Origin of the sequence: Methylomonas koyamae (assembly GCF_001644025.1) — a bacterium.
Classification (GTDB): Bacteria; Pseudomonadota; Gammaproteobacteria; order Methylococcales; family Methylomonadaceae; genus Methylomonas; species Methylomonas koyamae_A.
Map to the genome: position 1 here is coordinate 1 of NZ_LUUK01000030.1, position 19,239 is coordinate 19,239.

The following is a 19,239-nucleotide window of genomic DNA, read 5'->3' on the forward strand; positions in this document are numbered from 1 at the left end:
GTTGGGGGCTGTGAAAAATGTCACGGTGTCCTTTAACCTGGGCAAATGGTTCGCCTCGATCCAGACCGAGCGTGAAGTCGAAACGCCGGTGCATCCATCGACCGGCATCGTCGGTATCGACATGGGCATTGCCCGGTTTGCCACCCTGAGCGACGGCAGCCATTTCGCCCCGCTCAATAGCTTCAAACGCCAAGAGAAAGCCTTGGTGAAAGCGCAGCGAGCCATGAGCCGCAAACAGAAGTTCAGCAACAACTGGAAAAAGGCGAAAGCCAATGTCCAGAAAATCCATGCCCGTATCGGCAATGCCCGACGCGACTACCTGCACAAAGCCACGACCACGATCAGCAAAAACCACGCGATGGTGTGTATCGAGGATTTGCAGGTGCGGAACATGTCCAAGTCTGCATCAGGCACAACCGAAACACCGGGCAAAAACGTCAAGGCCAAATCCGGCCTGAATAAAGCCATCCTCGACCAAGGTTGGTATGAGTTCCGCCGCCAGTTGGACTACAAACTGGCTTGGAATGGCGGGCAACTCATTGCCGTACCACCCCGGAACACCAGCCGGACTTGCCCGTGCTGCGGCCATATCGCCAAAGAGAATCGGCTGAGCCAAGCGCGGTTCGAGTGCGTGGAATGCGGTTTCGAGGAAAACGCCGATCTTGTCGGCGCGATCAATGTTTTAAGGGCGGGACACGCCCGGTTAGCTTGTGCAGAGACTTCGCCTGCGGGTTGGGGCGTCGGGCCAAGAACCCACCGAAGCGACTCATGCGATTACCGCCTGAGCGCCGTAGGAATCCTCGTTCTTTAGGGCGAGGAGGATGTCAATAAAGTGTTTTGTAAGGCGCAGCAAATTATCCTTTGCGCTAAGGACAAGGCAAAATATTACCTGATTACCCATAAGCCTCTGCTAATTAATGTGCTGATGTTACGAGCTTCGGCGGTGAAAAATTTCAAAGTGCTCAATATGGCCGCCGTCCTTATTGGTGAAGTGGAAGCTATTATCGATGAACGCCGCCTGCAAGTCGTCGTCCGGGTAGACGACTTGGTCGTCCATAGTGCGGTCGCCGATTTCCAGATACAGTGCGTCGTCCGCCGATTCGTCGACCATATGATGGGCGTCGCCGCTGCCGACTTTGAATCCGGTGCATAGCCGGGTGACAACAGAGTGAGGCCTTCGCACTGCGGTTCAGTAAGGCTACCTTCTTGCAGGCTCAAGGCCACACTGTTAAAACGTTTGACTACAATGGGCTCGCCTAATACCATCCACCTACCAAAATCAGCTCTGGTAACAGCTTCAAAGCACCAAACCCACGGCTTGTAATCTTGCTGGCCAATCAATTGACGATCACCTCTTCAAGGATCAGATGAAAACCTATTTGACTTGTTTAAGCGCGATTTTGCTTTTACTCAACGGCTGTGCCGTTTCTCCTCCGTTAAAGCCAGATGCCGTAGCACACGGCGATTACGGTTACCTCAAGACTCATCTGACTTGGCTGATCGAGCAGGAAATGTCCGAACAGGACGTGGAAGGTTTGAGTATCGCCGTGGTGGACGATCAGCAGGTCGTCTGGTCCCAAGGTTTCGGTTATGCCGATCAAGCCAAGCAGATAGCCGCGACACCGGAAACGGTTTATCGAACCGGCTCCATCTCTAAGCTCTTCACCGATACGCTGGTGATGCAACTGGCGGAGCAGGGCAAACTGGATATTGATCGACCTCTACAAACCTATCTGCCGAATTTCGCCATCAAAAGCCGCTTCCCGGATGCCGGGCCGATAACACCGCGCAATATCATGAGCCATCACTCCGGTTTACCGGGCGATAGGGGGAATGGCATGTGGACTAAGCATCCAGTAGCGTTCAATCAACTGGTCGACCCGCTGAAAGACGAATACGCCGCCTATCCGCCCAATCGTATCTGGGCCTATTCGAATCTGGGCATCACCTTGTTAGGGACGATGTTGGAACAGCTTACCGGCCAGGATTTCAGCAGTTATGCCGACCAGCAGCTGTTAAAACCGCTCGGTATGACGAATGCGGCATTTTCGCTCGGCATCGAGGGAAAACTGGCCTCGAAAGCCTATAAGAATGATCAGGAAAAGACGGAAGTAGCACTGCGCGATATGCCGGCCGGCGGCTTGAACGCGAATGTCTTGGACTTGAGCCGTTTTATCGCCATGGTCTTGGCGGACGGCAAAACCAATGGCCGGCCCATATTGAAGCCGGAAACCCTGCATGAAATGCTACGCCAGCAAAACCAGGACGTGGCGCTGGATGTCGGTACCAAAACCGGTTTGGGTTGGTTCTTGACCAACAAGCCCGGTATCGGCGATGTGGCCGCACACGGCGGAGCAACACTTTTTCACCGTAGCCTGCTGACGGTGGTGCCGGAACACAAGCTCGGTGTGGTCGTGCTGGCGAATTCTCCGCCCACCGGCGACTTGATCGACAAAGTTACCGATAAGGCGCTAAAACTCGCGGTTGCGATAAAAGCCGGCCAGCCTTTGCCGGATGACGCCGAAACGCCTGAAATCGAAACCCGCGGCTTAAGCCCGCAAGAGCAACAATCGGCAGCCGGGCAATATGCAACGGCGCTCGGCTATATCCAATTAACTGCGGATGGCGATACCCTGGCCACCGAACTGAACGGTAAAAGCCTGGATTTGGTCGGCAGAGACGACGGCAAATTCGGCATTCGCTACAAACTGCTGGGTTTGCTACCGATACAACCCAAGCAGCTGGCGGAAGTTGGCGTGTCGGTGCGTCATGTCGACGGACATGATCTGGCGCTGGCCCATTGGCAAGGCGAAACCTTTGTGCTGGGCGAAAAAATCCAACCCGTACCGATTCCGGAATCCATGCGCAGCCGCTTGGGCGAGTACGAGATCGTGAATCTCGCCGAAGGCGAGGCGATGGTTCCGGAAAAATGCGCGCTACGCGAACGGGACGGTTTTTTGATGTTGGAGTATTCCATCCCCGCTTTCGACATGAATAACTTGACTTTTCCAATTGCACCGGTATCGGAAAATGCAGCCGTCATTCTGGGATTGGGACGAGGCATGCAGGAAACCGTTCGGCTGGAGACCATCAATGGACAAGAGTTTGTGGCCTATTCTGGATATTTATTGCGGAAGAAATGAGTAAAACTTTTTGGATTAGCGGTCCACCGTCAAAACGGGTTTTATGAGTGTTCCCAATTTTGCCATCATCCAGCAATAAGGTATTTCGATGAGCGAATTTATCGCCTATTTGCCCGAAGTGTTCGAACTGTTCGGCGGCATTCAGATCCGCAAGATGTTCGGGGGTTATGGCGTCTACCACGATAGCTTGATGTTTGCCTTGGTGGCCAACGACACGTTGTATCTCAAGGCGGATGCTGAAAATGCCAAGTTTTTCGAGGAACAGGGGCTTGCGCCATTCGAATATCAGCGGGAAGGCAAAATGGCGAAAATGTCCTATTACCAAGCGCCGGCCGAGTTTATGGAAGACCGCGATCAAGCCGCTATCTGGGCACGGCGCTCTTACGATGCCGCGCGGCGGGCTCAACGTAACCAGCGTAAAGTCAAGTCACCGACGGCCAAAAAGATCAATTGAAGAAAGCTAAATGCTGATTCCAACAGGCAGCGGAACTCGGTAATAGCATGAAAACTTATATCGCATTGTTCGGAGGCATCAACGTCGGCGGGAAACACATCCTGCCGATGCCGACATTGGTTGCCATTTTCGAAAGCCTAGGCCTCGGCGACGTCAAAACCTATATCCAAAGCGGCAATGCGGTATTTCGCAGCCACGAGGAGAACGTCGGATTCCTTTCGTCGCGAATCGTGGCGGAAATAAACAAACGCCACGGTTTCGAGCCACTATTGCGGGTGCTGGAATTGGCGGAACTGGAACAGGCCGTGCGTGCCAATCCCTTTCCCGACGCGGAGACCCTGCCCAATAACTTACACCTGAATTTTTTGCTGTCCGCGCCGGCCAACCCCGACCTGGCGGCGCTGGCCGCAATCCAGAAAGACAACGAACGGTTTAGCCTGATCGATCAGGTGCTCTACCTGCATGCGCCGGAAGGTATCGGCCGCTCGAAACTGGCGGCCCAGGCCGAAAAGCGTCTTGGTGTGGCGATGACCGGCCGCAATTGGCGAACGGTTTGCAAGCTCATCGAACTGGCGAAAGCGTGACACTCCCAGATACCACGGATCGATAAGCCAAGTGCGAGACGGCAATTTGGTTTACCCGCGCATTAGTCATGTGCTTACCCACTGGATGCGGCCGCTCGGGCTCGTTCCCATTTCTTAACCCTGGCCCTTTCGGTGCGGAATGTCCTAAATTGCGGTTTTTATGTCATTTAGACATTGAGGTGGATTTGTCATCATGCGCATGGGCGACATCGCCCCGCAATCCCTAAACTTTTTGGAGTACAGATGATGCAAAACAGCCATTCTCAGCCGCTTCCTTCCTATCAACGCTTCGCGCAAGCCGTGTCTCCTCCGGGTACCCGGCCGTTTCGGGTTGGTATCGTGATTGGGCCGGGGTTCCTGCCGATGGATATGGTCGGGGTTCAGGCTGTTTTCGGTTTCTGTCCTGGCGCCGAAATCCATTTGCTGTGGAAAACGCTCGATTTGGTGGAAGGCTTCCCGGCTTGGTGGACCCAGCCGACCACCACGTTTTCAGACTGTCCGGAAACGCTGGACGTGCTTGCCGTGCCGATGTTGGCACCGGAAACCAGCAACGATCCCGAGGTCATCGCCTTCGTGGTCAAGCAAGGCCGCCAAGCTAAATACCTGATCGGCGTTTGCAATGGCGTGGTTTTGTTGGGGGCTGCCGGTCTTTTGCAAGGCAAGCGGGTGACGACCAGTCTTAATTCGCTACCGTTGCTGGAAAAGCTGGGTGCGTCGGAAGTGGTGACCAGCGGTAGTGGCGTTGTGGTCGATGGCAATCTTTATACCGCAAGACCCGGCATCGGCAGCTTCGAAGCCGCGCTGATGGTGGCGGATGTGGCTTTGGGATGCGAATTCGCTCAATTGGCCAACCTGGTCGTCGAATACGATCCGCATCCGCCGCTTGGACCAGGCACGATTGAAAATGCCGGCCAGGCGATCGCCGAAAAATATTCGAGTTTGATCGCCGATATGATCCAGGAATATAGCCGAGGCGCAATCGCAGCTTATACCAAACAGGTTCAAGTCAACCATTAACCCAAATGGACAGTGCCGTTTCCGTGATTATCCAGGCGGCACGGTTCACTGCATACCGGCGTGAGCCTTATTATGGAAGCAGGTAAGTTCGTAGCGGCTTAACATCAATGAAGCGAAAAATTATTTTCTTCGTCTATCCGGAATTCGAATTACTCGATTTAAGTGGCCCGTGCTCGGCATTTAACCTGGTCAACGAACTTTACGGCGGCCATTACGAATTCAGCGTGGTATCGGCGAAGGGCGGCGCAATCCTAGACCGAGCCGGTTTGAGTATAGCGACCGAAAAATTCGCCGAAGTGGGCGACCATGACACTGTCGTGGCGGTTGGTGGCCCGACGGCCCATGTCTACGGTTTGAATGCCTTAACTAAGGCGTTTTTTGCGGAGAACGCCGGCCGGGGCAACCGCGTCGTTAGCGTTTGCACCGGCGCCTTTCTGCTCGCCGCCGCCGGCTTGTTGGATGGCTGTAGAGCGACCACCCACTGGCGTTATGCGGGATTATTGCAATCGCACTATCCGAAAGTGTTGGTCGATATAGACCGGATTTTCATAAAACAGGGCAATATTTGGACGGCGGCCGGATTGACCGCCGGCATAGATTTGGCGTTGATGCTGATCGAAGACGATTTCGGTTCCTCGGTTGCAAAAAGCGTTGCCAAGGACATGGTGGTTTACCATCGCCGCTTGGGCGGCCAATCGCAATTTTCGGCCGTCCTGGACATCACGCCAACCTCCGGTCGGGTAAGAGACGTACTTTGTTATGCCCGCGACCATCTCCGCGAATCGTTATCCGTCGAGCGCCTGGCCGAAGTGGCTTGCATCAGTCCGCGCCAATTCAGCCGGACTTTTTTTAACGCCACCGGCATGACGCCGGCCAAAGCCATCGAGCGGCTTAGGCTGGACGTCGCGCGGCCCAGAATCGAAGAAACCCTGGAGCCGCTCGAACAAATTGCCAGGGATGTGGGGTTTGGTTCCGCGGAAAAAATGTGCCGCAGTTCCCTGAATGTGTTCGGACGCACCTCGCAAGAATTACGGCGCACGGCCCGTAAATCGCACGACGGCTAGTCGCCTGGCTTCGGTTATGGATAACAGCATTCAGTTCTTCGACAAATGAGCCATCCACGCCGCCCGGGCGATCAGCACGATAGCGCCGAGAAAACCGATCGTGGTCAACGAAAAGCTCAGCATCGCCTGTAGCGGAAAATGCGGTTCGACCGGAACCATTTCGACGGCCTTGGGCGTCAGGCCTCTGATCAAGAAGGCCAGCGGATTAAAAAATGCACCGAAGCAACAGGCCGCTACCAGCCACAGTGGCGGGTTGATGGCATATTGGCTGAATCCCAGGAAAAAGATCAACAGAAACTGCGCCATCATCAGGTAATCGACGTGGGCGCGGATGACGTCGTCGCGTTCCGCCAATTGGCCGGCGAACGCGCCGTCCGGAAAAAACAGCGTAACGCCTAGCACCCAGGCGATGGCCAATGCGATGAGCAGACATAGTCCGCCAAAGCTCAGCAAAATCAGATTGGCGGTGGATTTGGGGTTTTGCGTAATCATGGTTTTCCTCGTCGGGTTGTTTATAGATAAAGGCTGGCGTAGCCAAGATTGTCCACGCTGTCCGCTTTGGGCTAGACTGCGCGGCTAACGGCGAAGAGGAGTTTAAACAATGACGCAAACACCGCGCTTGTACGAACGTGCTGCGCTCGGCGACAGCCGGTTCGACGCGCTCTGGGATATCCGCGACGGCCGTACCTATTTCACCGGCCCGCTGTACTACAACGCCAGCCACCAGCACGGCGCGCCGGTCTTTCTGGCCGGCCTTTACGGCAAATTCCGCCTGCGTCTGCACGGCGGCGATTGGCTATGGTGCCGCACCGCCGTCATCCCGGCCGGGGTGTTGCATGAACTGGATGTCGGCGGCGAGCCGATTACCGTGCTGTATATTGAACCGACCATTGCCGGCGCCGATGCCTTCAAGCCGCTAATCAACAACAGCCGGGCGCTGGACGGCGCCTTGGTCGGCAACGGCGGCGAACTTCGTTTCATGCGCGACTTGTACGAAGACCGCTACCAGCCGGACTGGACCACGGAACCGCTGCTGGATTTATTGGGTTACGTCAAGCGCCGCGCCCAGTCTGCTGTCATCGATCCGCGCCTGACCCACATCGTCGATCATCTGTCCGCACACGGCGACGACCTAACGCCGGTCGCGACCTGGGCCAGGCAAGCCGGTTTGTCGCCGTCACGTTTTCAGCATCTGTTTACCGAACAAATCGGCGTACCATTTCGGCGTTACCGCAGCTGGAGCCGGATGCGCCAAGCTATCCGCGAGATCATCCGCGGCCACAACTTCACCACTGCCGCGCACGCCACCGGCTTCACCGATTCAGCCCATTTCAGCCACGAATTCCGCAAAACCTTCGGCGCCCCGGCTTCGATAGGCCTACAGCGATTGGCAAGGTTGCAGTTATAACTTCTAATATAACCACGAGAGGAAAGGAGCTGTGGCCCGTAAACATCGGCGTGCAATGCGTACAGGGATGGAGGAACGTTCGAAATGCGTGGTGGATTAAGTCTTCGCTCCGATCGGCAACTCAATCCGTCAAGGGCTGTTTAACTTGACGCCCTGGCCTGTTTTTCATTAAATGGCCGGGCTTGTACTCAGGGCGGGGCGGAATTCCCCACCGGCGGTATCTCGGGTTTCTCCCGGGGAGCCCGCGAGCGCCGCAATCTCTGTTGTTGAGAATGTGGGTCAGCAGATCTGGTGAGACGCCAGAGCCGACGGTTATAGTCCGGATGAAAGAGAACGGCGCCAAGTATTCCACACGCTTTTTCGTGTCCGGAAGGCTTGCTTTTGCTCGTAAAAATTATCTTTCAGCCCTGATTCTGGTGCTTCCATAACTTATTAGGAGTTTTACCATGAATCAGACTTTATTGACCCCGTTCGGCGATGCGAACGAACGCGTGGAATGCGCGTTAGCCGCTTTGCGTCGAGGGCAGGGGGTGTTGGTCACCGATGACGAGGCGCGCGAAAACGAGGGTGACCTCATCTTTGCCGCCGAAACCCTTAGTGTGCCACAAATGGCTATGCTGATCCGGCATTGTAGCGGCATCGTTTGTCTCTGTTTGCCCGAAGAAAAAACCCATTCTTTAGGGCTGCCGATGATGGCGGAGCACAATTCCAGTCGCTTCAGTACGGCTTTTACCGTCTCAATCGAAGCGGCTCACGGTGTCACTACCGGCGTCTCGGCGGCCGACCGGGTACGGACTGTGCAAGCGGCAATTGCGGACGATGCCAAAGCGGACGATTTACGCCGACCCGGCCATGTATTTCCGTTAAAGGCTCGTCCAGGCGGGGTGTTGGAGCGCGCTGGTCACACCGAAGTGACGGTGGATCTAATGCGGTTGGCGGGGCTTAAGCCTTACGGCGTGTTGTGCGAACTGACCAATCCCGACGGCTCGATGGCGCGCTTGCCGGAGATCGTCGACTTTGGCCGTTGCCATCAGATGCCGGTATTGACCGTCGCTGATGTGATTGCCTACCGTTTGGCACGCGAATCGCCGGCGTTATCTTTGATATCGGAACGTTTGACCGCTATCGCTTGATACTAATTGGCAACCCCAGCGGTCGCGCCGGGGTTGCTGTTTTCAATTTGATAGCTGATTAACTCCACACAACAGCGCTCCGATTTATGCTTGTTGGCTGTTGTCAGCTAAACCCATTTCGTATGGGGAGAGTTGATCGTTCGACGAAGTGATTTCAACAAATTCACAAGCCGACTATGGTTCAGGACATCGCGCACGACCCAATTATCATTCTTGGTGCCGTTGTGATATCGGTTTAGCGCGTCATGAAGTAAAAACTATCTTGCAGGCCTTTCTCCTGCCAGTTGCAAAAACATCGGTTTAAGCTTAAGGACCACGGGTCGCTGATAGCCCAAATGGGAGGGATTATCAGTTCATTTGACATGGATATTGACTATACCGTCCAGACGGTACAGTATATTGCCGCATGAAACGAACCCAAAAAACCAATACCCGCGAAGGCCTGCTCGATGCGGCCGAAGCCGTTGTGATAGAGCAAGGCGTCGGTGCGATGACCTTAGAGGCAGTTGCTGCGAGAGCGGGCATCAGCAAAGGTGGGCTCCTGTATCACTTCCCCTCCAAAGACGCCGTCGTGCGGGGCATGGTTAGCCGCATCGCATCCATCGTAAGGGAAAGGTTTGCGGCGGATTTGGCCAACGAGCCACCGGGACAAGGGCGACACGCCAGGGCGTTGTTGCATATGCTGTTGGATACCGAGGGTTCCCTGGCTCCCCGGCTGCAACGTGTGGCCGGCCCATTACTTGGAGCGGCATCCAACAATCCGAAAATGTTGGAGCCGATACAGAATTTTTTTCAGGGTGTGCATCAAGGCATGCTTAACGACGGCTTTCCAGCTGATAGAAGTTGGCTGGTGCTTGCCGCCCTGGACGGACTCAAATATTGGAAAATTTTCGGCATCCTGCATCCCTCGGAACAGGACTTGGCGGGGCTTCGACTGTTGCTAACACGGATCATTGATGAGGCATCATTGTGAAAAAGATCATCCCTTTTGTGATCGTTTTGCTAATTATTGCGGGAATTTCTAGCTGGGTTTATCACGCGTATCGCGGCGAAAACAAGACCATGCCGACACTATACGGCAACGTGGACATACGCGAAGTCACCCTCGGCTTTCGCGTTCCCGGCAAGCTGAGTAAACTGCTTTATGACGAAGGCGACAAGGTCAGAGCTGGCGAAGTAATGGCCAGACTGGACGACGAGCCTTATCGTAACCAGCTCGCCAGTGCCCAAGCCCAGGTTGACTCGTTGCGGGCGCGTCTGAAGTTGCGGGAAACCGGTAATCGTCCGCAAGAGATAGCACAAGCCCGGTCGCTGGTCCGCGAGCGCGAAGCCGCTGCCGTCAATGCCGAACGCTTATTCAAGCGGGCCGAAGAATTGTTGGCCGACAAAGGTGTCTCGACCCAAGAACGCGACACCGCCGAGGCGAATCACCAAGAGGCCCAGGCAAGACTCAAATCTGCGCGCGATAATCTGGCGCTCCTCGAAGCCGGGTTTCGAAGCGAAGATATTAGCCAAGCCAAGGCCGATCTTGCACAAACCGAAGCGGCACTGGCTACCGCCAGTTTGCAATTGAATGATACGGTGTTAACCGCACCGGCCGATGGCATCATTCTCACCAGGGCACAAGAGGCCGGCGCCATTTTGCAAGCAGGCACACCGGTGTTCACGCTTTCCCTGGTGAATCCGGTTTGGATACGCGCCTATGTCCATGAACCCGACCTGGGCCGCATCCATCCGGGCATGAAGGTCAAAATTCGTACCGATTCCGTTGGCGGCAAACCCTACAAGGGGCAGATAGGCTACATTTCCCCGCGTGCCGAATTTACCCCAAAAACCGTGGAGACCACAGAACTACGCACTTCGCTCGTCTACCGCTTAAGGATTGTCATCGAAAATCCCGATGACGGGCTGCGCCAGGGCATGCCGGTCACCGTCAACTTAGACGAAAGCACGTTGAGCACATCCGCCCCGTCATGAGCGACGGCCTGGTCATACTCGACTCAGTACGGAAAACATTTCCGCACTCGGCCAAGCCTGCATTAGCAGGTGTCTCGGCTGTGTTAAAGCCGGGGCAGATTACCGGTTTGGTAGGACCTGACGGGGCCGGCAAGACGACGCTTATTCGGCTGATGGCAGGATTACTGGCGCCAACTTCCGGCAGCATTTCCGTAGACCGTTGCGACCCGATTCGCGATGCGGACAAACTACGTACCTTCATCGGCTACATGCCGCAAAAATTCGGCCTCTACGAAGATTTGTCGGTGATCGAAAATCTCGAACTCCACGCCGATCTGCGGGACCTGATGGCTGAAGAGCGCGTCGCCACATTCAAACGCCTGCTGGACTTTACCGACCTTGTCCGATTCACCAGCCGATTGGCCGGCAAGCTGTCCGGCGGCATGAAACAGAAACTCGGCCTTGCCTGTGCGTTGTTGGGCCGCCCCAAGTTACTGTTGCTGGATGAACCTAGCGTGGGCGTCGATCCTATTTCGCGCCGCGAATTGTGGAAGATGGTCCATGAACTGATTGCTCAGGGCATGACGGTTGTGTGGAGCACGGCATATCTGGACGAAGCCGAATTATGCGCGGAAGTGCTATTGATGAACGACGGACAATTGATTTTCTCCGGCAAGCCTGCGGATCTCACTCAGCGTATTCATGAGCGCAGCCTGCAAATCAGGCAGATAACCGGTAACCGTCGGCAATTGCTCGCTAGAGCTTTGCGCCGGCCTGAAGTCTCGGACGGGGTCATTCAAGGTCACGCCGTTCGTCTAGTGCTCCGCGAAGGTGCAGCCCGTCCCAACCTCAAGGAATTGGATGCCGGCGATGAGGCGGAACTCGTGCCCGTCCCACCGCGTTTCGAGGATGCGTTTATCGAAGCCTTAGGCGGCGGTCCAGGCGGCGATTCGGTTCTGGCGCAAAGCCTGCAGCCGGTGCCAGGAGATGACGAAACCGTGGTCGAAGCGGTGGCGTTAACCAAACGCTTCGGCGACTTCACGGCGACCGACCAAGTAAATTTCGAGGTCAAACGCGGTGAAATCTTCGGTCTGCTCGGACCTAACGGTGCCGGAAAATCGACGACCTTTCGCATGATGTGCGGACTGCTGACACCTAGCTCGGGTACGGCTCGCGTCATGGGCATAGATCTGAAAACCAGCGGCAACGAGGCACGTCAATGCCTGGGTTATATGGCGCAGAAGTTTTCGCTATACAGCAATCTGACGATCGAACAGAACCTGAAGTTCTTCTCCGGCGCTTACGGTTTACGCGGCGCGAGGCAGAAAACCGCCATGGCGGACATGGTCGAGGTCTTCAGACTACAGCCATACCTTGGCACCACGCCCGATACCCTGCCACTGGGCTTCAAGCAGCGCTTAGCGTTGGCCTGTGCGGTCATGCACCAGCCGGCGATTTTGTTTCTGGACGAACCCACCTCCGGCGTTGACCCGGTGACGCGCCGTGAGTTTTGGACCCATATCAACGGCATCGTCGAAAAGGGTGTCACCGTCATGGTCACGACCCATTTCATGGACGAAGCAGAATATTGCGACCGCATTGCGTTGGTGTTTCGCGGCAAAATCATCGCCGCCGGCTCTCCCGACCAGCTCAAGCAACAAACCGTGTCCTCGCTGAATCCCGATCCATCGATGGAAGACGCGTTCATTTCCTTGGTTCAACAGCATGCTGCGGAGGTCTCGACATGAAATCGCCCGTTTCTTTCCGTCGTCTGTCCGCGCTATGCCGAAAGGAAACCTGGCAAATCTTGCGCGATCCCAGCAGTAATCTGATCGCCTTCGTTTTGCCGGTGGTGATGCTGCTCATCTTCGGGTATGGCATCAACCTCGACTCGACCGCCGTGAATATCGGTCTGGTGCTTGAAGATACCAGCCCTGAGGCCAGACATTTTGCGGACAATCTTTACGGTTCACCCTACTTTGTCGTTCATAGCGCCGAGACGCAGGCCGAGGTCGGGCGGGCGCTGACCGAAGGCCGGGTTCGTGGTTTTGTTGTGGTGCCGTTGGATTTTGCCGAAAAACTTAAACAACCGGCCGGCACCGCGCCGCTGTTGGTGGTGACGGACGGCTCGGAACCCAACACCGCCAACTTCGTGCAAAATTATGTGACCGCTGCCTGGATTGGCTGGATGCAGCAACGTGCCGGCGAACGAGGCGAACTGCCACCACCCGGCATCAGCATCGAACCGCGCTTTTGGTTTAACCCTGCCGCTGAAAGCCGCAACTTCCTGATTCCGGGGTCGATTACCATCATCATGACGGTGATCGGCGCGCTGCTGACCTCGCTTGTGGTGGCACGCGAATGGGAACGGGGCACGATGGAAGCGCTGCTGGCCTCGCCGGTGACTCGAATCGAACTGCTGTTAAGCAAGCTGTTGCCTTATTACCTGCTCGGGATTGTTTCGCTGTTCCTGTGCGTCGGGGTAGCGGCCTTGATGATGCACGTGCCGTTTCTCGGTTCGCTGCTGATTTTGTGGATGATCGGTTCGCTGTTTCTGGCGAGCAGTCTTGGCTTGGGCTTGCTGCTTTCCACCGTGCTGCGCAACCAGTTCGTCGCCGCCCAAGCGGCCCTCAATGCCGCCTTCCTGCCCGCTATGATGCTCTCGGGTTTTCTGTTTGAAATCCGCAGCATGCCCGCCATCATTCAATACGCCACCTATTTGATACCGGCCCGCTATTTTGTAACCGCCCTCCAGACACTGTTTCAAGCCGGCAATGTTGCACCGGTTTTATTGCACAGCGGTATGTTTCTGGTGTTTGCCGGCAGCTTCTTCATCGGCCTGACCGCGCTGAAAACCCGCCGCCGTTTGGAATAATCATGTTTTCACGTATCCTGACGCTCATCATCAAGGAACTCGAGATGCTGCTGCAAGACCGGCAAAGCCGCATGGTTTTGATCATGCCGGTCATCCTGCAACTGGCTTTGTTTCCCTTTGCTGCGACGCTGGAAGTCAAGAACAACACGCTGGCAATTTACAACGAAGATTCCGGTCGCGAGTCCGTGGAATTGATGCAGCGTTTCTCACAGGCACAAGCTTTCAGCCAACTGCTCGCGCTGTACAGCGAAACCGAGCTGCGCCACGCCATCGACAACCAGGAGGCGCTGATCGCGATCCGTTTTCCGGCGGATTTTTCGCGCGATATTGCGGCGGGCCGGTCGCCGAAGATGCAAGCCATTCTCGACGGTCGCCGCTCCAACAGCGGTCAAATCGCCCTCGGCTATGTGCAACAAATCGTCAACGACTATAGCAACGAGCGTTTTATATTGCTGCAAAAGAAAGCACCATCGTCCTTGGTTGTCCGTCACTGGTTCAATCCCAATCTGAACTATGTCTGGCATATACTGCCCAGCCTGATCGCCATTATCACGTCGATCAACGCGCTGATCGTCACGGCACTCTCGGTTGCCCGCGAACGCGAACAAGGCACGCTCGATCAACTACTCATCTCGCCGCTGACGCCCGGCATGATCATGATCGGCAAAATTATTCCGGCCATTCTGGTGGCCGTGGTGCAAGGGACGATTATTTTGCTGGGCGCCATTTTCATTTATCGCGTGCCGTTTGCGGGATCGCTGTTGCTCCTGTACGGCAGCATGATTTTTTACTGTCTGGCGTTGGCTGGATTCGGGTTATTGATTTCATCCGTTTGCGCCACGCAGCAACAAGCATTTCTCGGGGTTTTCAGCTTCGTGATGCCGGCCATCCTGCTGTCCGGTTATGCCTCGCCGGTCGATAACATGCCTGTTTGGCTGCAATATCTGGACTGGATCAATCCGATACGCCATTTCATCGTTATCGTGAAGGGTCTTTTTCTCAAGGACATCGGCTTTGTCACGCTGTTGCATAGCTTATATCCACTGTTGATCATCGCTGTCGTGACATTGAGCGCGGCAAATTACTTATTCCGCAAACGCTTAGCATAACTGTTGGCAGCCAAGCCCATGCCCAATTACCACCGTCGACGGATAGTCATATGAAAACAAAAGCCGTGATCTCCGTATTGTTTGTGCTCCTGGCAGCCGGATGTACCGTTGGCCCGGACTATCAGCCCCCCATTTCCAACGCGCCTACACACTGGAGCGGCAACCTTTCCGACAGCATTGCCGGCCAAAATGACCAGGTCGGCGAATGGTGGAAGCTGTTTCACGATGCCGAATTAGACTCCCTGATCAAGCGAGCGGTCATGGCCAATTTTGACCTACGCATCGCCGAGTCTCGCGTGCGTCAAGCCCGAGCCAAACAGGGCTTTGCCGAAGCGGATTTGTGGCCGACGTTGAATGCCTCCGGTTCCTATGCCCGGCAAAAACAAAGTGAAAATCAGCCTATCCTGGGATCATTGCCAAAATCATCCAACATCCCGTTTGAAAACGATGTGTACAAGGCAGGCTTCGATGCTACGTGGGAAATCGATATCTTTGGCGGCAAACGCCGGGCAGTCGAAGCGGCTACTGCCGAGTTGGCCGCGATGGAATACGGCCGACGCGACGTGCTGGTAAGCTTGCTATCCGAGGTGGCACGATATTACGCATTAACCCGAGGCGCCCAGCGGCAACTGGCCATTCTCCAAAACCAAATTAAGGCCCAGGAAGAAACGGTCAAAGTCACCCGGAGCCGCGTCGATCATGGCGCCGCGGCGGAGTTGGAAATGCAGCGCGCACTTGCGCTACTTGCGAGCATACAATCGCATGCGCCGGCAATCGAGACCTCGATTCAATCGTCGATTCACCGTCTGGGGGTGCTGCTTGCGCAAAGTCCCGATGCCTTGAATGCGGAACTGTCCGCAACGGCACCTATTCCGGCACCGCCACCGCAAGTCCCGGTCGGATTGCCGTCGGACCTGCTGCTTCGCCGACCCGACGTGTTGCGGGCCGAACGCTTACTAGCCGCCGAAACGGCCCGTATCGGTCAGGTGAAAGCCGAGCTGTTTCCCAAGTTTTCACTCACCGGATCGGTAGGCGCCATTAGCATCAGCGCCAGTGATTTTTTTCTTCCCGCTAGCCGCACATGGTCTATCGGTCCAACCTTGCAATGGCGAATTTTTGATGCCGGCCGAGTGCTTGCCAATATCAGCGCCCAGACAGAGGCTCAAAACCAAGCTTTGCTGAATTATCAAAAGATCGTTCTCACTTCATTTGAAGAGGTTGAAAACGCGTTGGTGGCGTATGCAAAAGAGCAGGAGCACTATCGGCTGTTGGAGCAAGAAGTCAGCTCAAACCAAAGAGCTGCCGAGGTCGCCAGTCAACGCTACACCAAGGGCTGGGCTAGTTATCTTGATCTGCTCGACTCGCAACGCACTTTATTTGTATCCCAAGATGAATGGATACGCAGCGAACGCGCCGGCACCTTAAATCTGATTTCTTTGTACAAAGCACTTGGGGGCGGCTGGGAAATGGAGAAGCCTTGAAACTTATGAGTAAAGCGCATTGGATTGATGGTTTGCGTTACCATCGGACAACGGGAACTTGTTTACCTGTTATGCCATTTTCTTTGGATTGGTGTGGATAAAAATTGCACGTCAGCTAAAGCAATTATCGAAGACATAGACATCTGACATAGCCGAAAGGCTGCTTTGGGTCCATATCATCAGCCTCGGTCGAAATTCCACATTCGCAATATCCCCGTAAGATATTTCTAACCAATCTATCATATTAAAGTACTGCCGTCTTCTGACATCAACACGACCGGTTTCGGATAGGGCTTAAAAAAATATGTAGTAAAGTAATAAAAACGGCTTTCGTACATCCGTTTTGGACGAAATTAGAGCACGTCACGCATCTTTGCTTACTATCGAGTGTCGGCCGACCGGACTACCCAAAATCAAAGCTTGGAAATTCAATCTGCCGGCTTTGCCAGTTAACGGTTAAATTCTCTTGAAGGATGGAGGCGTTGAGTGGCTCGAAGTCTTCTTGAAACTGCGCTATGATTTGGCCATTTACTCACCGTCGAGCATTCGATATTTCAGATGACAAAATCGGAACTGGTGGGTGTGCTGGCCGCCAAGCAAGCGCACCTGCTGCAAAAAGACGTAGAACTCGCTGTCAACACTATCATTGATGTTTTGAGTACCGCTGTCGCCACTGGCGAACGAATTGAAATTCGCGGATTTGGTGGCTTTTCAACGATTCGCCGAAAAGCCCGTATTGCTAGGAATCCAAAGACCGGGGAGTCTGTCAGTCTACAGAGTCGGCACACCATCCGCTTTAAACCGGGACTGGATTTGCGCAACCGGGTCAATGCTTAGAATTCAGCGCTCCCTACCATCAAAGCCCTCAAACCTTGTCCTGGGTACCAGATTACGGTTCTGTCGCAAATTTACACCAAACCGAAAACGGGTTAGTCTCTGGGTAAAGTTATCCCGCCAATGCGATGAACTGGCGGTAAGCTGGAACACTAGTTTGCGACAACAGGCTTAGCGTTACTGATGGGTGTCGGTTAGCAATGAGGCCACGGTTTTAGAAACATTGACGGCCCCAAGGTAAATTTCGTCCATGACCCTGGAAACCTGCGAAATTTGATCGTTGCTGGATTGACCGCTGCTTCTGACGATGTCCATCCGTTCGGTCACGGTCGCGGTCAAATTGCGGTTGGCGTAAACCACCTGGTCGATTTCGGCGGTGGATTTGCTGGTACGGGCCGCCAATTGCCGCACCTCGTCGGCGACCACCGCGAAGCCCCGTCCCTGATCGCCGGCCCTCGCCGCTTCGATCGCCGCATTCAGCGCCAGCAAATTGGTTTGATCGGCGATCTCGCGTATCGTTGACACGATGGCCGCGATATTGCGGGATTGTTCGTTCAACTGGTTGATCACCTCGCCGGTCTGATTGATCTGCTCGGTAATTTCGTTGGACATCGTCACCGATGTCGCCAGCAATTCGGCGCCCTTCTGCGCAATCTGGCTGGTTTCCTCCGCCGTGGAAAACGACATCTCGGCGGCTTGGATCACTGTGGTATTGCGCTTTACGCTCTCGGTGATGTCAGAGGCAAACTTAATCACCTTGACCACGCGACTATTGGCGTCGAATATCGGATTGTACGACGCCTCCAGCCATATGCTGTCGCCGCGGGCGTGCCGGCGCTGAAACTGCCCGGATTGAAATTGGCCACGCTGGATTTTTTCCCAAAAGTTCGGCTGATCTCGATAAAACTGCTCAAAACACAACATCCGATGATGCTTGCCGACCAAATCGCCGAGCTGATAGCCCATCGCGCTCAGAAAATTGGCATTCGCAGTGACGATTTGTCCATCGGGGGTAAATTCGATGACCGCCATCGACCGGTCGATGGCTTTTTGTATCGCCAATTGGTCGCGCAAGCGATCCTGCATCTCGGTGACGTCGGCGGCGATCTTAAACACGCGCGTGACATTGCCCTGACGATTAACGACCGGAAAATACGTGGCTTCCAGCCAAAGCGTCGCCCCGTTTTTATGACGGCGTTGAAAGGTACCGTGTTGCTTACGCCCGGCTTTCAATGCGTTCCAAAACGCGCCGTACTCTGGGCTATTGACATGCCCCGGATCGCATAGAACTCGGTGATGCTGGCCCTGCAATTCGGCGACCGAATAGCCTACGACATCCAGGAACAACTGGTTGGCGCCAATGATCGTGCCGTCCACTTGAAACTGAATTGTGGCGATATTCGCATCGATCGCATTGGCGAAATCGGTCGCACCGGCCAAGCGGTTCTGAGCGTCCATCAGATCGGCCTTTAAGCGTCCATTAAAGAATTCGAGCATATCTATTTCCCCAAAAACCCCTGATATACCGGCGTTTGTGAAACATTGGTTCCAAAAGTGTGCCGGAATTTAATATCGTCCAATTTTTCGTCAGAACAGCTGGTGGTTCTCGAAAATAAGTCCTTTCGTGAGTCTATCTCAAATTTCAGGTGCTTGCTCTCATACGCATTCCCGAGGCGCACGCTGGTCATTGCGGTGAAAAAGGTGGATCGGACGGCGTTTTAGCAATGACTCTCTGTAGAGGCCATCGGCGTAAGTATAAAGTAAACTTTGGTTTTGTCGGGCATCCGGATAAAAAATTGCCAAAAATTGCGCGACCGCTTATGCCTTCGGCGGCCCCGATTCGGCCGCTTCGCCCGGTTTCGACTCAACAGGTGATCGAAACTGGTCCGTTGCAAAGCGTGAGTCGAATATCTTTACTGACCGCAGGCAGGGGAATAGCCGCTCATACAGTCATGGCAGTACGATTAGGATTGCTTTAGTTCCTCTATTTTGTCGGATTCTTTTACAGCCTTGCGGAAGCCCTTGATTGCTTCGCCCAAATCGACGCCGACGCCTTGCAATCGTTTAGTGTCAAACACCAGCACAACAATTGCCAGTATCATCAACAAATGCGGTACGCTTAAGCCCATACCGATACTGCCTCCAAAAAATGTGTGATCATTATCGCGAACGCGTCTTTGC

The 19,239-nt window shown here is 54.6% G+C and carries 19 protein-coding genes and 1 riboswitch; of the genes, 15 read left to right on the top strand and 4 right to left on the bottom strand.

The window, feature by feature from the left end:
- The coding region (locus A1355_RS02810; RefSeq protein WP_197471698.1) for an RNA-guided endonuclease InsQ/TnpB family protein at positions 1–811 on the top strand (811 nt) is incomplete at its 5' end.
- Positions 812–928: 117 nt separating this feature from the next.
- Here A1355_RS02810 and A1355_RS02815 read toward each other — a convergent pair.
- Complete coding sequence (locus tag A1355_RS02815) at positions 929–1,111, bottom strand: hypothetical protein (RefSeq protein ID WP_197471699.1); 183 nt, start codon at positions 1,109–1,111, stop codon at positions 929–931.
- Positions 1,112–1,367: 256 nt separating this feature from the next.
- On the opposite strand from A1355_RS02815, the gene A1355_RS02820 reads away from it, so the two are divergent.
- The 5 genes from A1355_RS02820 to A1355_RS02840 all read left to right on the top strand — a co-directional run bounded on the left by A1355_RS02820 (position 1,368) and on the right by A1355_RS02840 (position 6,262).
- A complete protein-coding gene (locus A1355_RS02820) occupies positions 1,368–3,143 on the top strand; it encodes a serine hydrolase domain-containing protein (RefSeq protein WP_064024781.1) in 1,776 nt (591 codons plus the stop codon).
- Positions 3,144–3,231: 88 nt separating this feature from the next.
- Complete coding sequence (locus tag A1355_RS02825; protein ID WP_064024784.1) at positions 3,232–3,597, top strand: TfoX/Sxy family protein; 366 nt, start codon at positions 3,232–3,234, stop codon at positions 3,595–3,597.
- Positions 3,598–3,644: 47 nt separating this feature from the next.
- Positions 3,645–4,181, top strand: a complete 537-nt coding sequence (locus tag A1355_RS02830; RefSeq protein ID WP_064024785.1) for a DUF1697 domain-containing protein — start codon at positions 3,645–3,647, stop codon at positions 4,179–4,181.
- Positions 4,182–4,424: 243 nt separating this feature from the next.
- Positions 4,425–5,198, top strand: a complete 774-nt coding sequence (locus A1355_RS02835; protein WP_064024787.1) for a DJ-1/PfpI family protein — start codon at positions 4,425–4,427, stop codon at positions 5,196–5,198.
- A 107-nt stretch (positions 5,199–5,305) separates the two neighbouring features.
- Entirely contained in the window at positions 5,306–6,262 is a 957-nt protein-coding gene (locus A1355_RS02840; RefSeq protein WP_064024789.1) for a GlxA family transcriptional regulator, read from the top strand.
- 30 nt (positions 6,263–6,292) lie between these two features.
- On the opposite strand, the gene A1355_RS02845 is transcribed toward A1355_RS02840, so the two are convergent.
- Positions 6,293–6,754, bottom strand: coding sequence for a hypothetical protein (locus tag A1355_RS02845; protein ID WP_064024791.1), 462 nt, complete (start codon positions 6,752–6,754; stop codon positions 6,293–6,295).
- A gap of 109 nt (positions 6,755–6,863) precedes the next feature.
- On the opposite strand from A1355_RS02845, the gene A1355_RS02850 reads away from it, so the two are divergent.
- The 9 genes from A1355_RS02850 to A1355_RS02890 all read left to right on the top strand — a co-directional run bounded on the left by A1355_RS02850 (position 6,864) and on the right by A1355_RS02890 (position 17,061).
- Entirely contained in the window at positions 6,864–7,670 is an 807-nt protein-coding gene (locus A1355_RS02850; protein WP_064024793.1) for a helix-turn-helix transcriptional regulator, read from the top strand.
- Positions 7,671–7,850: 180 nt separating this feature from the next.
- Positions 7,851–8,009, top strand: a riboswitch (FMN riboswitch).
- 107 nt (positions 8,010–8,116) lie between these two features.
- Positions 8,117–8,803, top strand: a complete 687-nt coding sequence (gene ribB, locus A1355_RS02855; protein WP_064024795.1) for a 3,4-dihydroxy-2-butanone-4-phosphate synthase — start codon at positions 8,117–8,119, stop codon at positions 8,801–8,803.
- Positions 8,804–9,209: 406 nt separating this feature from the next.
- A complete protein-coding gene (locus A1355_RS02860; protein WP_064024797.1) occupies positions 9,210–9,776 on the top strand; it encodes a TetR/AcrR family transcriptional regulator in 567 nt (188 codons plus the stop codon).
- Positions 9,773–10,780, top strand: a complete 1,008-nt coding sequence (gene hlyD / locus A1355_RS02865; protein WP_064024799.1) for a secretion protein HlyD — start codon at positions 9,773–9,775, stop codon at positions 10,778–10,780. The genes A1355_RS02860 and hlyD overlap by 4 nt, the downstream gene beginning before the upstream one ends.
- Positions 10,777–12,507: an ATP-binding cassette domain-containing protein gene (locus A1355_RS02870; RefSeq protein WP_064024801.1), complete on the top strand. Its 1,731-nt coding sequence runs from the start codon at positions 10,777–10,779 to the stop codon at positions 12,505–12,507. The genes hlyD and A1355_RS02870 overlap by 4 nt, the downstream gene beginning before the upstream one ends.
- Complete coding sequence (locus A1355_RS02875) at positions 12,504–13,634, top strand: ABC transporter permease (protein ID WP_064024803.1); 1,131 nt, start codon at positions 12,504–12,506, stop codon at positions 13,632–13,634. Before A1355_RS02870 ends, A1355_RS02875 begins: the two co-directional genes overlap by 4 nt.
- Before the next feature lie 2 nt (positions 13,635–13,636).
- Positions 13,637–14,743, top strand: a complete 1,107-nt coding sequence (locus A1355_RS02880) for an ABC transporter permease (protein ID WP_064024805.1) — start codon at positions 13,637–13,639, stop codon at positions 14,741–14,743.
- A gap of 50 nt (positions 14,744–14,793) precedes the next feature.
- Positions 14,794–16,224 (top strand): efflux transporter outer membrane subunit, encoded by a 1,431-nt coding sequence (locus A1355_RS02885; RefSeq protein WP_064024807.1) that lies wholly within the window; start codon positions 14,794–14,796, stop codon positions 16,222–16,224.
- A gap of 558 nt (positions 16,225–16,782) precedes the next feature.
- Positions 16,783–17,061, top strand: coding sequence for an integration host factor subunit beta (locus A1355_RS02890; protein WP_064024809.1), 279 nt, complete (start codon positions 16,783–16,785; stop codon positions 17,059–17,061).
- A gap of 174 nt (positions 17,062–17,235) precedes the next feature.
- Here A1355_RS02890 and A1355_RS02895 read toward each other — a convergent pair whose 3' ends face one another.
- Positions 17,236–18,555: a PAS domain-containing methyl-accepting chemotaxis protein gene (locus A1355_RS02895; protein ID WP_064024812.1), complete on the bottom strand. Its 1,320-nt coding sequence runs from the start codon at positions 18,553–18,555 to the stop codon at positions 17,236–17,238.
- Between the two features lie 467 nt (positions 18,556–19,022).
- Positions 19,023–19,239: twin-arginine translocase TatA/TatE family subunit (gene tatA / locus A1355_RS24300; protein WP_419866214.1), on the bottom strand; the 217-nt coding region annotated here is incomplete at its 5' end.

Bases quoted from the DNA above. Each gene is read 5' to 3' on its own strand.
- A1355_RS02820 (WP_064024781.1), top strand. From the start codon at position 1,368: ATGAAAACCTATTTGACTTGTTTAAGCGCGATTTTGCTTTTACTCAAC.
- A1355_RS02895 (WP_064024812.1), bottom strand. From the start codon at position 18,555: ATGCTCGAATTCTTTAATGGACGCTTAAAGGCCGATCTGATGGACGCT.
- A1355_RS02830 (WP_064024785.1), top strand. From the start codon at position 3,645: ATGAAAACTTATATCGCATTGTTCGGAGGCATCAACGTCGGCGGGAAA.
- A1355_RS02870 (WP_064024801.1), top strand. From the start codon at position 10,777: ATGAGCGACGGCCTGGTCATACTCGACTCAGTACGGAAAACATTTCCG.
- A1355_RS02845 (WP_064024791.1), bottom strand. From the start codon at position 6,754: ATGATTACGCAAAACCCCAAATCCACCGCCAATCTGATTTTGCTGAGC.
- A1355_RS02875 (WP_064024803.1), top strand. From the start codon at position 12,504: ATGAAATCGCCCGTTTCTTTCCGTCGTCTGTCCGCGCTATGCCGAAAG.
- A1355_RS02885 (WP_064024807.1), top strand. From the start codon at position 14,794: ATGAAAACAAAAGCCGTGATCTCCGTATTGTTTGTGCTCCTGGCAGCC.
- A1355_RS02815 (WP_197471699.1), bottom strand. From the start codon at position 1,111: ATGGTCGACGAATCGGCGGACGACGCACTGTATCTGGAAATCGGCGAC.
- A1355_RS02825 (WP_064024784.1), top strand. From the start codon at position 3,232: ATGAGCGAATTTATCGCCTATTTGCCCGAAGTGTTCGAACTGTTCGGC.
- A1355_RS02880 (WP_064024805.1), top strand. From the start codon at position 13,637: ATGTTTTCACGTATCCTGACGCTCATCATCAAGGAACTCGAGATGCTG.
- A1355_RS02860 (WP_064024797.1), top strand. From the start codon at position 9,210: ATGAAACGAACCCAAAAAACCAATACCCGCGAAGGCCTGCTCGATGCG.
- A1355_RS02890 (WP_064024809.1), top strand. From the start codon at position 16,783: ATGACAAAATCGGAACTGGTGGGTGTGCTGGCCGCCAAGCAAGCGCAC.
- A1355_RS02850 (WP_064024793.1), top strand. From the start codon at position 6,864: ATGACGCAAACACCGCGCTTGTACGAACGTGCTGCGCTCGGCGACAGC.
- ribB (WP_064024795.1), top strand. From the start codon at position 8,117: ATGAATCAGACTTTATTGACCCCGTTCGGCGATGCGAACGAACGCGTG.
- A1355_RS02835 (WP_064024787.1), top strand. From the start codon at position 4,425: ATGATGCAAAACAGCCATTCTCAGCCGCTTCCTTCCTATCAACGCTTC.
- A1355_RS02840 (WP_064024789.1), top strand. From the start codon at position 5,306: ATGAAGCGAAAAATTATTTTCTTCGTCTATCCGGAATTCGAATTACTC.